Source organism: Escherichia sp. XD33 (genome assembly GCF_019375075.1).
In the GTDB taxonomy this organism is placed as follows: domain Bacteria; phylum Pseudomonadota; class Gammaproteobacteria; order Enterobacterales; family Enterobacteriaceae; genus Enterobacter; species Enterobacter flexneri_A.
Map to the genome: position 1 here is coordinate 15937 of NZ_JAENDM010000053.1, position 10973 is coordinate 26909.

Below are 10973 nucleotides of genomic sequence, written 5' to 3' on the forward strand. Positions count from 1 at the left end.
TTATTTCCCCAGAATTTCTTCAACGGATTTACCACGCTTGGCAGCGACCATTTCTGGAGAATTCATATTTTCCAGGCCATCAATAGTTGCACGAACCACGTTGATCGGGTTGGTGGAACCATAGGCTTTAGCCAGAACGTTATGAACCCCAGCGACTTCCAGAACGGCGCGCATTGCACCACCGGCGATGATACCGGTACCTTCGGAAGCCGGCTGCATGAATACGCGAGAACCCGTGTGAACACCTTTAACAGGGTGTTGCAGAGTGCCGTTATTCAGCGCGACGTTAATCATATTGCGACGGGCTTTTTCCATCGCTTTCTGGATCGCTGCTGGAACTTCACGCGCTTTACCGTAACCAAAACCAACGCGACCGTTACCATCGCCAACTACAGTCAGAGCTGTGAAGGAGAAAATACGACCACCTTTAACGGTTTTAGATACGCGGTTTACCGCGATCAGCTTTTCCTGCAGTTCGCCAGCTTGTTTTTCGATGTGAGCCATCTTACACCTCTACCTTAGAACTGAAGGCCAGCTTCACGGGCAGCATCTGCCAGTGCCTGGACACGACCATGATATTGGAACCCGGAACGGTCAAAGGATACATCTTTGATGCCTTTTTCCAGAGCGCGTTCAGCGACAGCTTTACCCACAGCTGCAGCCGCGTCTTTGTTACCGGTGTACTTCAGTTGTTCAGCGATAGCTTTTTCTACAGTAGAAGCAGCTACCAGAACTTCAGAACCGTTCGGTGCAATTACCTGTGCGTAAATGTGACGCGGGGTACGATGTACCACCAGGCGAGTTGCGCCCAGCTCCTGGAGCTTGCGGCGTGCGCGGGTCGCACGACGGATACGAGCAGATTTCTTATCCATAGTGTTACCTTACTTCTTCTTAGCCTCTTTGGTACGCACGACTTCGTCGGCGTAACGAACACCCTTGCCTTTATAAGGCTCAGGACGACGGTAGGCGCGCAGATCCGCTGCAACCTGGCCGATCACCTGCTTATCAGCGCCTTTCAGCACGATTTCAGTCTGAGTCGGACATTCAGCAGTGATACCCGCAGGCAGCTGATGGTCAACAGGATGAGAGAAACCCAGAGACAGGTTAATCACATTGCCTTTAACCGCTGCACGGTAACCTACACCAACCAGCTGCAGCTTCTTAGTGAAGCCTTCGGTAACACCGATAACCATTGAGTTCAGCAGGGCACGCGCGGTACCAGCCTGTGCCCAACCGTCTGCGTAACCATCACGCGGACCGAAGGTCAGGGTATTATCTGCATGTTTAACTTCAACAGCATCGTTGAGAGTACGAGTCAGCTCGCCGTTTTTACCTTTGATCGTAATAACCTGACCGTTGATTTTTACGTCAACGCCGGCAGGAACAACGACCGGTGCTTTAGCAACACGAGACATTTTTTCCTCCGATTAGGCTACGTAGCAGATAATTTCGCCACCAAGACCAGCCTGGCGCGCTGCACGATCAGTCATAACACCTTTAGAGGTAGAAACAACTGCGATACCCAGACCCGCCATAACTTTCGGCAGCTCATCTTTACGTTTATAGATGCGCAGACCTGGGCGGCTGACACGCTGAATGCTTTCTACAACAGCTTTGCCCTGGAAATACTTCAGAGTAAGTTCCAGTTCAGGCTTGGTGTCGCCTTCAACTTTAAAATCTTCAATAAAACCTTCTTCCTTCAGCACGTTGGCGATTGCCACTTTCAGCTTGGAGGAAGGCATGGTGACCGCAGCTTTGTTCGCGGCCTGACCGTTACGGATACGGGTCAGCATATCCGCGATCGGATCTTGCATGCTCATCTGTCTTTACTCCCGTGATTCAATTGGTGACAATTACCAGCTAGCCTTTTTCAGACCCGGGATTTCACCGCGCATAGCGGCTTCACGGACCTTAATACGGCTCAACCCGAACTTCCGCAGGAAACCATGCGGACGACCTGTTTGACGGCAGCGGTTACGCTGACGAGACGGGCTGGAATCACGCGGCAGAGTCTGCAGCTTGAGAACAGCGTTCCAACGATCTTCGTCGGAAGCGTTCACATCAGAGATGATCGCTTTCAGTTCAGCGCGTTTCGCGAAGTATTTATCAGCTAAAGCTACGCGTTTTACTTCGCGTGCTTTCATTGATTGCTTAGCCATTTAGTAACCCTACCTTACTTGCGGAACGGGAAGTCAAAGGCAGCCAGCAGAGCGCGGCCTTCTTCGTCAGATTTCGCAGTAGTGGTAATGGTAATATCCAAACCACGAACGCGGTCGACTTTATCGTAGTCGATTTCTGGGAAGATGATCTGCTCACGGACACCCATGCTGTAGTTACCACGACCGTCGAAAGACTTAGCGGACAGGCCACGGAAGTCACGGATACGAGGTACAGCAATAGTGATCAGGCGCTCAAAGAACTCCCACATGCGTTCGCCACGCAGAGTTACTTTACAGCCGATCGGATAGCCCTGACGGATTTTGAAGCCTGCAACAGATTTGCGTGCTTTGGTGATCAGCGGTTTTTGACCGGAGATTGCTGCCAGGTCTGCTGCTGCGTTATCCAGCAGTTTTTTGTCAGCGATCGCTTCACCAACACCCATGTTCAGGGTGATCTTCTCGACCCGAGGGACTTGCATGACAGAATTGTAGTTAAACTCAGTCATGAGTTTTTTAACTACTTCGTCTTTGTAGTAATCATGCAGTTTCGCCATCGTACTACTCCAAATTACTTGATAGTTTCGCTGTTAGACTTGAAGAAACGGACTTTTTTACCGTCTTCGAATCTAAAGCCTACACGGTCAGCCTTGCCGGTTGCCGCATTGAAGATTGCTACGTTGGAAACCTGAATAGCGGCTTCTTTTTCAACGATGCCACCCGGTTGGTTCAGGGCCGGAACCGGCTTCTGATGTTTCTTAACCAGGTTGATACCTTCAACAATGACCTTGCCGGAAGACAGGACATTCTTAACTTTACCGCGTTTACCTTTATCTTTACCGGTTAACACGATAACTTCGTCATCACGACGGATTTTCGCTGCCATGATTCGCTCCTTAGAGTACTTCTGGTGCCAGAGAGATAATTTTCATGAACTTCTCACTACGAAGCTCACGAGTTACCGGCCCAAAAATACGCGTACCGATAGGCTGCTCGCTGTTGTTGTTCAGAAGAACACAAGCATTACCATCGAAGCGAATGACAGAACCGTCCGGGCGACGAACACCCTTCTTGGTGCGCACCACTACCGCCTTCAGCACATCACCTTTTTTGACCTTACCACGCGGAATTGCTTCTTTGATGGTGATCTTGATGATGTCGCCTACGCCTGCGTAGCGACGGTGCGAGCCACCCAGAACCTTGATACACATTACGCGACGTGCACCGGAGTTGTCGGCGACGTTCAGCATAGTCTGTTCTTGGATCATTTTAGTGCTCCGCTAATGTCAACTACTACTGAGACCCGAAAATCAGGTCGTTAAAAATCCCCATATCGAGGGCGCGGCATTATAACACCGCTTCAAGGATATGGGTAGAAAAAATAAACGGCTCATTTCTGAGCCGTTTATTCGTATTGAGAGAGTGTACTGTATTACAGAACCGCTTTCTCTACAACGCGAACCAGCGTCCAGGATTTAGTCTTGGACAGCGGACGGCATTCGCGGATTTCAACCACGTCACCGATACCGCATTCGTTGTTCTCGTCATGTACGTGCAGTTTGGTCGTACGCTTGATGAATTTACCGTAGATCGGGTGTTTCACAAAACGTTCGATAGCAACAACAATGGATTTCTCCATTTTGTCGCTAACAACGCGACCTTGCAGAGTACGGATTTTATCGGTCATTACGCACCCGCCTTCTCGTTCAGTAAAGTCTTAACGCGTGCGACATCGCGACGCACTTGCTTCAACAGGTGAGACTGTTGCAGCTGGCCACTTGCAGCCTGCATACGCAGGTTGAACTGCTCACGCAGCAGGTTCAGCAGCTCGGTGTTCAGCTCTTCAACGCTCTTCTCACGCAGCTCTTTTGCTTTCATTACATCACCGTCTTAGTTACAAAGGTGGTTTTAATCGGCAGTTTCGCTGCTGCCAGCTTGAATGCTTCACGGGCCAGCTCTTCCGGAACACCGTCCATTTCATACAGGACTTTACCCGGCTGAATCAAGGCAACCCAATACTCCACGTTACCTTTACCTTTACCCATACGCACTGCCAGCGGCTTTTCAGTGATCGGTTTGTCCGGGAACACACGGATCCAGATCTTACCTTGACGCTTAACTGCACGGGTCATAGCACGACGTGCTGCTTCGATCTGACGGGCAGTCAGACGACCACGGCCAACAGCTTTCAGACCGAAGCTGCCGAAGCTAACATCCGTACCCTGCGCCAGACCGCGGTTACGGCCTTTGTGCATTTTACGGAATTTTGTACGCTTTGGTTGTAACATCAGCGACGCTCCTTATTTACGGCCTTTACGCTGCTGCTTTTTAGGCTGAGCAGCCGGTTTTTCCGGTTGTTCAACAGCAGCCATACCACCCAGGATCTCGCCTTTGAAGATCCACACTTTAACGCCGATTACACCGTAAGTGGTGTGCGCTTCAGAGGTGTTGTAGTCGATGTCAGCACGCAGAGTGTGCAGCGGTACGCGACCTTCGCGGTACCATTCGGTACGTGCGATTTCCGCGCCGCCCAGACGGCCGCTAACTTCAACTTTAATACCTTTAGCGCCCAGACGCATTGCGTTCTGTACAGCACGCTTCATAGCACGACGGAACATAACGCGACGTTCCAGCTGAGAAGTGATGCTGTCAGCAACCAGTTTTGCGTCCAGTTCAGGCTTACGAACTTCGGCGATGTTGATCTGTGCAGGAACGCCAGCGATGTCCGCTACGACCTTACGCAGTTTTTCTACGTCTTCACCTTTTTTACCGATAACGATACCCGGGCGAGCAGTGTGAATGGTTACACGGATGCTCTTAGCCGGACGCTCGATAACGATACGAGATACGGACGCTTTAGCCAGTTCCTTAGTCAGGTACTGACGTACTTTAAAATCGCTGTCCAGGTTGTCAGCGAATTCTTTGGTGTTCGCAAACCAGGTAGAGTTCCATGGTTTTACAATACCCAGGCGAATACCATTAGGATGTACTTTCTGACCCATTGCTAGTCTCCAGAGTCTCAGCGATCGGACACAACCACAGTGATGTGGCTGGTGCGCTTCAGGATGCGATCTGCACGACCTTTTGCACGCGGCATAATGCGCTTCATGCTCGGGCCTTCGTCTACGAAAATTTTCGTAACTTTCAGATCGTCAATGTCAGCGCCATCGTTGTGTTCAGCGTTAGCAATGGCAGATTCCAGAACTTTCTTGACCAGTACAGCCGCTTTCTTGTTGGTGTAGGTCAAAATATCCAGAGCCTGCGACACTTTCTTACCGCGAATCAGGTCAGCAACAAGGCGAACCTTCTGAGCAGAAGAACGAGCATGGCGATGTTTAGCGATAGTTTCCATCTCTTCCTCCTACCTTATTTCTTCTTCGCTTTTTTATCAGCAGCGTGGCCGCGATAAGTACGAGTCGGTGCGAATTCACCCAGTTTGTGACCAACCATTTCGTCGGTTACAAATACCGGAACGTGCTGACGACCATTATGGACAGCGATGGTCAAACCGATCATGTTAGGAAAGATCGTTGAACGACGGGACCAAGTGCGCAGGGGCTTCTTGTCTCCGCTTTCCACCGCTTTCTCTACCTTCTTCAGCAAGTGCAGGTCAATAAAAGGACCTTTCTTGAGAGAACGTGGCATGGCTTATCCTCTAAAATTATTTGCTACGGCGACGTACGATGAATTTATCAGTACGCTTGTTGCTGCGGGTCTTCTTACCTTTGGTCTGAACGCCCCACGGAGTTACCGGGTGCTTACCAAAGTTACGACCTTCACCACCACCATGTGGGTGGTCTACCGGGTTCATCGCGGTACCGCGAACGGTCGGACGAACACCACGCCAGCGTGCAGCACCTGCTTTACCCAGAACGCGCAGCATATGCTCAGCATTGCCAACTTCGCCCAGAGTTGCACGGCAGTCTGCTTCTACTTTACGCATTTCACCAGAACGCAGACGCAGGGTGACATAAGCACCATCACGAGCAACGATCTGAACGTAAGTACCAGCGGAACGTGCCAGCTGACCGCCTTTACCTGGTTTCATTTCTACGTTATGAACAGTAGAACCAACCGGGATGTTGCGCATCGGCAGGGTGTTACCTGGTTTGATTGCAGCATCAACGCCAGACTGAATCTGGTCGCCAGCTTTCAGGCCTTTAGGGGCCAGGATGTAACGGCGTTCACCGTCTTTGTACAGAACCAGCGCGATGTTCGCGGAACGGTTCGGATCGTACTCAAGACGTTCAACAACTGCCGGGATACCGTCTTTGTTGCGTTTGAAGTCAACAATACGGTAAGCCTGCTTGTGGCCACCACCGATATGACGAGTGGTGATACGGCCATTGTTGTTACGACCACCGGATTTGCTGTTTTTTTCCAGCAACGGAGCAAAAGGTTTGCCCTTGTGCAGCTCAGGGTTAACCACTTTAACTACGTGGCGACGACCCGGAGATGTCGGTTTACATTTAACAACTGCCATTGTATTACTCCTCCGACTTACTCAGCGCCGCCAACGAAGTCCAGATTCTGGCCTTCTTTCAGGGTGACGTAAGCTTTTTTCCAGTCGCTACGACGACCGATACGCTGTCCGTGACGTTTAACTTTCCCTTTAACTACCAGGGTGTTAACGACTTCGACTTCGACTTCAAACAGTTTCTGCACAGCAGCTTTGATTTCTGCTTTGGTCGCGTCTTTAGCAACTTTGAGTACGATGGTGTTGGATTTTTCCATCGCAGTAGACGCTTTTTCAGAAACGTGCGGTGCACGCAGCACCTTCAGCAGACGTTCTTCACGAATCATGCCAGCATCTCCTCAACTTGCTTAACAGCATCAGCAGTCATTACGACTTTGTCGAAGGCGATCAGGCTAACCGGGTCGATACCAGTTGCATCGCGTACGTCAACCTTGTGCAGGTTGCGCGCAGCCAGGAACAGGTTTTCGTCCAGCTCACCGGTGATGATCAGCACATCTTCCAGAGCCATGTCTTTCAGTTTCTGTGCCAGCAGCTTAGTTTTCGGCGCTTCTACAGAGAACTTCTCGACAACGATCAGACGATCCTGACGTACCAGTTCGGACAGGATGCTTTTCAGCGCGCCGCGGTACATCTTCTTGTTAACTTTTTGACTGTGGTCCTGCGGACGAGCAGCAAAGGTCACACCACCAGAACGCCAGATCGGGCTCTTGATAGAACCAGAACGCGCACGGCCGGTGCCTTTCTGGCGCCACGGTTTTTTACCGGAACCAGTTACTTCAGCACGAGTCTTCTGAGCACGAGTACCCTGACGAGCACCAGCTGCATAAGCAACAACAACCTGGTGAACCAGCGCTTCGTTGAAATCACGACCGAAGGTAGTTTCGGAAACAGTCAGCGCGCTCTGCGCGTCTTTCAATACTAATTCCATTGCTATCTCCTTACGCCTTCACAGCTGGTTTAACGATCAGGTCGCTACCGGTTGCACCCGGGACAGCACCTTTAACCAGCAGCAGGTTGCGCTCAGCGTCAACGCGTACTACGTCAAGGCTCTGAACGGTTACACGTTCGTTACCCATCTGACCTGCCATTTTCTTGCCTTTGAACACTTTGCCCGGAGTCTGGTTCTGACCGATAGAACCCGGAACGCGGTGAGACAAGGAGTTACCGTGAGTAGCGTCCTGGGTACGGAAGTTCCAGCGCTTAACGGTACCTGCGAAACCTTTACCTTTAGAGGTGCCAGTTACGTCAACTTTTTTAACGTCAGCAAACAGTTCAACGCTAATGCTCTGACCTACAGTGAACTCTTCGCCTTCAGCCAGGCGGAATTCCCACAGACCACGGCCAGCTTCTACGCCAGCTTTAGCGAAGTGGCCAGCTTCAGGCTTGGTCACACGGTTAGCTTTTTTAGCACCGGTGGTCACCTGAATAGCACGGTAGCCATCGTTAGCCAGGTCTTTAACCTGAGTAACGCGGTTTGCTTCAACTTCGATTACGGTTACTGGGATAGAAACGCCGTCTTCTGTGAAGATACGGGTCATACCCACTTTTTTACCGACTAAACCAATCATTGTTTCAACCTCTCAATCGCTCAATGACCTGATTAACCCAGGCTGATCTGCACGTCTACACCGGCAGCCAGATCCAGACGCATCAGAGCATCAACGGTTTTCTCGGTTGGCTCAACGATGTCAACCAGACGCAAGTGAGTACGGATTTCGTACTGATCGCGCGCGTCTTTGTTGACGTGCGGGGAGATCAGAACAGTGAAGCGCTCTTTGCGTGTCGGCAGCGGGATCGGACCACGGACCTGCGCACCAGTGCGCTTGGCAGTCTCGACGATTTCCGCGGTTGCTTGATCGATCAGACGATGATCAAACGCTTTCAGGCGGATACGGATTCTTTGGTTCTGCATGAGACCAGAGCTCCAATTATTTTATAAACGAAAATGATTACTCCTCAGACCCATTACGATTGATGGGAGAGTGTAACCGTTCTTACGTAGCTCCCCGATTGGGAGCATTGTTAGGTAGCCAAATTCGGCTAACTGAGGTTCAGATTGAACCTGCTGTCAACTACGACAAGCCCGCGCATTATACATACTTAACCACCGAACGCAAGCGTATTGCTAGTAAAGTAAACAGCCTTCGGGTTATCTCTCAAGTTCGTTCAGTGCATTTTTGACACGCTCTCTTAAACCGGCTTTCTCTTCGCTTTCTTCCACAGTATTTTCTTCGTCTTCAGAAGAAGAGGGGGCATTCTCAACCGCGACGCCTGGGTCATCTTCCTCCTCGACGGATTCGACGACGGGGAGTGGCTGTTTTTTGAAGAAATAGTGTTGTGTTGATTGTTTAAAAGCGGGCGTTTCAGCCTCTACAGTGACTTCGGCTTTTACTATCCAAAGCACCCATAGCTGCCTGGCATACCCACCAACCAGCACCATTCCTGCAAACCACAGGCAAATCAGTAATAAACAAATTACATATATTATGGTGCTGTGTTTTTGTCGGGAGAAGATACCAGGGTGACCTGTTTCTTTCTGCTCACGCGCGGCGATATAGAATTCAAACATGTCATTTCCCCTTCACTGTTGTTTCCGGGGAAATATTTGCTTCATCCCGATATAAGTAGGCACTCTCCCCTGCCACCTGCCAGAGATGTACTAACGTTGAAAAGCCAACAACACCGTCAGTTTTCAAGTGGTGGCTTTTTTGAAATTGCTTTATTTTTTCTACCAACAAGGGACGCCACTCCGCCGAAGGTTCTGTCGAAATATGCAATGCGCGGTTTAACATCGTTTCCAGCCAGAGAATCTCTTCCTCGCTGCTATCACGCGTAATGGTACTCTCCCCTTCCGGCGACATTTTCCACAACAGAAGATAATCACCCGTCCATACCGACTCAAACCATTTATGTGTCAGCGTCCACGTTTGCTGACCTACGAGGACATCAACGCTAGCCTCACCGACGCGAACGACCACAACAGGCAATTTTTTGTCCCCGACTTTAAGCGATGCGATCCAGGGCAAATTCTGATCTACCAATGTTTGTAAAGAAGCATTCCCACTTTTACATGCCAGCCCCGCTCTTACTGCCTGATCGCACCAGGCCGAATCAGCTGGGACCTCGTACCCCCATACGCCGTATAACACGCTTAGCGCCTCACTATCGCGCATCACCACATGAGCAATATCCTTAGTCATATCTTGTTTAACTACTGGCGTTACGGGTATCAGCCACGCAGGAACGGGTAACGTAGCTGTAAAAGAGGACAGCAGTAGCCAACCACAGGTAAGAGCGATAATGGTTCCACTCATCACCACGGCAAGCTGCATTTTCCGGGGGCGGTTATCACCCAATATGCGGTAAATCATTCGCCATTGTTTTGCTGTGAAAACGCTGGTCTGCTCGGCTTGCTGTAATAAGCGAATTGTTTCGCCGGCAAGCGCCAGCTTTCTGCGATCGCCCCGACATAATAAAGCTATCCGTTTCAGAACTCTGGCGGTTAAAAGGAGATCGGGTTGGTCAATATTCTGACCTTCAAGGATGCTTGCCTTAAGTTCGTGCTCCGTCAGACGTCCTATCGAGACAAGTTCAATGCCCTGTTTTTTAAAATCACGTTCGACTTTTCGATCGGGTCTGCCGATCAGCAAAAATTGACCGTCAGGAATAAGAGATATTGCGCGTTGGAGATCATCAAGTATGCGGCGGTGATTCAGGTGAGCATTTTCAATAATAATAAGAGGGCAGCGACTATCAGTTCGATGAAGCGCATGCAGTAATTGCCCCGCCATCTCATCTCGCGTCCAGGCGCTGTCACGGCAGCCCTGTTCAGCCGCGTTATCGTCGGTAACGATCCATGCGGCCTTACCTTGCCAGGAAACAACGAGGCTTAAAGTAATCACACGGCGATGTTTATCTTTTTGCAGTTGCTGCGCCAGCCAGGTTTTTCCACTTCCAGCCTCACCCAACAAATAGCATAGACGCCAGGTTTGACGTTTCTCACACAACCAGGAAAGAATAACTTCTCTTCTCGTAGACATAGAACTTCCTGTTTTAATTATTGATTATCCTTAATCATAAAAATAATGTATGTATTTATTAATTAAATACATATTACTGGTAATGCTGCCAACTTACTGATTTAGTGTATGATGGTGATTTTAAGGTGCTTGCGTGGCTTCCATTTCCATCAGATGTCCTTCCTGCTCCGCTACTGAAGGCGTGGTGCGTAACGGCAAAAGCACTGCCGGACATCAGCGCTATCTCTGCTCTCATTGCCGTAAAACATGGCAACTACAGTTCACTTACACCGCCTCTCAGCCCGGTACGCACCAGAAAAT

General features: G+C 50.1%; 22 protein-coding genes. 1 reads left to right on the top strand and 21 read right to left on the bottom strand.

The annotated features are described in order from the left end of the window. From rpsE to gspA, 21 genes are all read right to left on the bottom strand, one after another. Complete coding sequence (rpsE, locus tag K0778_RS21125; protein ID WP_000940121.1) at positions 1-504, bottom strand: 30S ribosomal protein S5; 504 nt, start codon at positions 502-504, stop codon at positions 1-3. Positions 505-518: 14 nt separating this feature from the next. Further along, positions 519-872, bottom strand: coding sequence for a 50S ribosomal protein L18 (gene rplR, locus K0778_RS21130; protein WP_000358960.1), 354 nt, complete (start codon positions 870-872; stop codon positions 519-521). 9 nt (positions 873-881) lie between these two features. Further along, positions 882-1415, bottom strand: coding sequence for a 50S ribosomal protein L6 (gene rplF / locus K0778_RS21135; RefSeq protein ID WP_000091945.1), 534 nt, complete (start codon positions 1413-1415; stop codon positions 882-884). 12 nt (positions 1416-1427) lie between these two features. After that, complete coding sequence (rpsH, locus tag K0778_RS21140) at positions 1428-1820, bottom strand: 30S ribosomal protein S8 (RefSeq protein WP_000062611.1); 393 nt, start codon at positions 1818-1820, stop codon at positions 1428-1430. Between the two features lie 33 nt (positions 1821-1853). Further along, the gene (gene rpsN, locus K0778_RS21145) at positions 1854-2159 is read right to left on the bottom strand and encodes a 30S ribosomal protein S14 (RefSeq protein ID WP_001118930.1); all 306 of its coding nucleotides are present in this window, start codon (positions 2157-2159) and stop codon (positions 1854-1856) included. A gap of 14 nt (positions 2160-2173) precedes the next feature. Continuing rightward, a complete protein-coding gene (gene rplE, locus K0778_RS21150) occupies positions 2174-2713 on the bottom strand; it encodes a 50S ribosomal protein L5 (protein WP_001096200.1) in 540 nt (179 codons plus the stop codon). 14 nt (positions 2714-2727) lie between these two features. After that, positions 2728-3042, bottom strand: a complete 315-nt coding sequence (gene rplX / locus K0778_RS21155; RefSeq protein WP_000729185.1) for a 50S ribosomal protein L24 — start codon at positions 3040-3042, stop codon at positions 2728-2730. Positions 3043-3052: 10 nt separating this feature from the next. After that, positions 3053-3424 carry a 50S ribosomal protein L14 gene (gene rplN, locus K0778_RS21160; RefSeq protein WP_000613955.1) on the bottom strand — a complete coding sequence of 124 codons (372 nt, stop codon included), beginning with the start codon at positions 3422-3424 and terminating at the stop codon, positions 3053-3055. A 164-nt stretch (positions 3425-3588) separates the two neighbouring features. Next, positions 3589-3843, bottom strand: coding sequence for a 30S ribosomal protein S17 (gene rpsQ, locus K0778_RS21165; protein WP_000130100.1), 255 nt, complete (start codon positions 3841-3843; stop codon positions 3589-3591). Then, entirely contained in the window at positions 3843-4034 is a 192-nt protein-coding gene (rpmC, locus tag K0778_RS21170) for a 50S ribosomal protein L29 (RefSeq protein WP_000644741.1), read from the bottom strand. The genes rpsQ and rpmC overlap by 1 nt, the downstream gene beginning before the upstream one ends. Continuing rightward, positions 4034-4444: a 50S ribosomal protein L16 gene (gene rplP / locus K0778_RS21175; RefSeq protein ID WP_000941212.1), complete on the bottom strand. Its 411-nt coding sequence runs from the start codon at positions 4442-4444 to the stop codon at positions 4034-4036. Before rplP ends, rpmC begins: the two co-directional genes overlap by 1 nt. Positions 4445-4456: 12 nt before the next feature. Next, positions 4457-5158, bottom strand: coding sequence for a 30S ribosomal protein S3 (gene rpsC / locus K0778_RS21180; RefSeq protein ID WP_000529945.1), 702 nt, complete (start codon positions 5156-5158; stop codon positions 4457-4459). Positions 5159-5175: 17 nt separating this feature from the next. Next, positions 5176-5508, bottom strand: coding sequence for a 50S ribosomal protein L22 (rplV, locus tag K0778_RS21185; RefSeq protein ID WP_000447529.1), 333 nt, complete (start codon positions 5506-5508; stop codon positions 5176-5178). Between the two features lie 14 nt (positions 5509-5522). Further along, a complete protein-coding gene (gene rpsS, locus K0778_RS21190; protein WP_001138117.1) occupies positions 5523-5801 on the bottom strand; it encodes a 30S ribosomal protein S19 in 279 nt (92 codons plus the stop codon). A 16-nt stretch (positions 5802-5817) separates the two neighbouring features. After that, the gene (rplB, locus tag K0778_RS21195; RefSeq protein ID WP_000301864.1) at positions 5818-6639 is read right to left on the bottom strand and encodes a 50S ribosomal protein L2; all 822 of its coding nucleotides are present in this window, start codon (positions 6637-6639) and stop codon (positions 5818-5820) included. A gap of 17 nt (positions 6640-6656) precedes the next feature. Continuing rightward, positions 6657-6959, bottom strand: a complete 303-nt coding sequence (gene rplW, locus K0778_RS21200) for a 50S ribosomal protein L23 (RefSeq protein WP_000617544.1) — start codon at positions 6957-6959, stop codon at positions 6657-6659. After that, positions 6956-7561 (bottom strand): 50S ribosomal protein L4, encoded by a 606-nt coding sequence (gene rplD, locus K0778_RS21205; protein ID WP_000424395.1) that lies wholly within the window; start codon positions 7559-7561, stop codon positions 6956-6958. The genes rplW and rplD overlap by 4 nt, the downstream gene beginning before the upstream one ends. A 10-nt stretch (positions 7562-7571) precedes the next feature. Next, the gene (gene rplC, locus K0778_RS21210; RefSeq protein WP_000579833.1) at positions 7572-8201 is read right to left on the bottom strand and encodes a 50S ribosomal protein L3; all 630 of its coding nucleotides are present in this window, start codon (positions 8199-8201) and stop codon (positions 7572-7574) included. Between the two features lie 32 nt (positions 8202-8233). Next, a complete protein-coding gene (gene rpsJ, locus K0778_RS21215; protein ID WP_001181004.1) occupies positions 8234-8545 on the bottom strand; it encodes a 30S ribosomal protein S10 in 312 nt (103 codons plus the stop codon). 237 nt (positions 8546-8782) lie between these two features. Next, the gene (gene gspB / locus K0778_RS21220; protein ID WP_000461450.1) at positions 8783-9202 is read right to left on the bottom strand and encodes a putative general secretion pathway protein GspB; all 420 of its coding nucleotides are present in this window, start codon (positions 9200-9202) and stop codon (positions 8783-8785) included. A gap of 1 nt (position 9203) precedes the next feature. Next, complete coding sequence (gene gspA / locus K0778_RS21225) at positions 9204-10673, bottom strand: type II secretion system protein GspA (protein WP_000107576.1); 1470 nt, start codon at positions 10671-10673, stop codon at positions 9204-9206. Positions 10674-10806: 133 nt separating this feature from the next. Between gspA and K0778_RS21230 the strand changes: the two genes are divergently transcribed. Further along, a partial coding sequence (locus K0778_RS21230; protein ID WP_047664789.1) for an IS1 family transposase occupies positions 10807-10973 on the top strand: 167 nt, incomplete at its 3' end.

Excerpts from the sequence above, each read along its gene's own strand:
- rpsE (WP_000940121.1), bottom strand. The coding sequence starts at position 504 with ATGGCTCACATCGAAAAACAAGCTGGCGAACTGCAGGAAAAGCTGATC.
- rplR (WP_000358960.1), bottom strand. The coding sequence starts at position 872 with ATGGATAAGAAATCTGCTCGTATCCGTCGTGCGACCCGCGCACGCCGC.
- rplF (WP_000091945.1), bottom strand. The coding sequence starts at position 1,415 with ATGTCTCGTGTTGCTAAAGCACCGGTCGTTGTTCCTGCCGGCGTTGAC.
- rpsH (WP_000062611.1), bottom strand. The coding sequence starts at position 1,820 with ATGAGCATGCAAGATCCGATCGCGGATATGCTGACCCGTATCCGTAAC.
- rpsN (WP_001118930.1), bottom strand. The coding sequence starts at position 2,159 with ATGGCTAAGCAATCAATGAAAGCACGCGAAGTAAAACGCGTAGCTTTA.
- rplE (WP_001096200.1), bottom strand. The coding sequence starts at position 2,713 with ATGGCGAAACTGCATGATTACTACAAAGACGAAGTAGTTAAAAAACTC.
- rplX (WP_000729185.1), bottom strand. The coding sequence starts at position 3,042 with ATGGCAGCGAAAATCCGTCGTGATGACGAAGTTATCGTGTTAACCGGT.
- rplN (WP_000613955.1), bottom strand. The coding sequence starts at position 3,424 with ATGATCCAAGAACAGACTATGCTGAACGTCGCCGACAACTCCGGTGCA.
- rpsQ (WP_000130100.1), bottom strand. The coding sequence starts at position 3,843 with ATGACCGATAAAATCCGTACTCTGCAAGGTCGCGTTGTTAGCGACAAA.
- rpmC (WP_000644741.1), bottom strand. The coding sequence starts at position 4,034 with ATGAAAGCAAAAGAGCTGCGTGAGAAGAGCGTTGAAGAGCTGAACACC.
- rplP (WP_000941212.1), bottom strand. The coding sequence starts at position 4,444 with ATGTTACAACCAAAGCGTACAAAATTCCGTAAAATGCACAAAGGCCGT.
- rpsC (WP_000529945.1), bottom strand. The coding sequence starts at position 5,158 with ATGGGTCAGAAAGTACATCCTAATGGTATTCGCCTGGGTATTGTAAAA.
- rplV (WP_000447529.1), bottom strand. The coding sequence starts at position 5,508 with ATGGAAACTATCGCTAAACATCGCCATGCTCGTTCTTCTGCTCAGAAG.
- rpsS (WP_001138117.1), bottom strand. The coding sequence starts at position 5,801 with ATGCCACGTTCTCTCAAGAAAGGTCCTTTTATTGACCTGCACTTGCTG.
- rplB (WP_000301864.1), bottom strand. The coding sequence starts at position 6,639 with ATGGCAGTTGTTAAATGTAAACCGACATCTCCGGGTCGTCGCCACGTA.
- rplW (WP_000617544.1), bottom strand. The coding sequence starts at position 6,959 with ATGATTCGTGAAGAACGTCTGCTGAAGGTGCTGCGTGCACCGCACGTT.
- rplD (WP_000424395.1), bottom strand. The coding sequence starts at position 7,561 with ATGGAATTAGTATTGAAAGACGCGCAGAGCGCGCTGACTGTTTCCGAA.
- rplC (WP_000579833.1), bottom strand. The coding sequence starts at position 8,201 with ATGATTGGTTTAGTCGGTAAAAAAGTGGGTATGACCCGTATCTTCACA.
- rpsJ (WP_001181004.1), bottom strand. The coding sequence starts at position 8,545 with ATGCAGAACCAAAGAATCCGTATCCGCCTGAAAGCGTTTGATCATCGT.
- gspB (WP_000461450.1), bottom strand. The coding sequence starts at position 9,202 with ATGTTTGAATTCTATATCGCCGCGCGTGAGCAGAAAGAAACAGGTCAC.
- gspA (WP_000107576.1), bottom strand. The coding sequence starts at position 10,673 with ATGTCTACGAGAAGAGAAGTTATTCTTTCCTGGTTGTGTGAGAAACGT.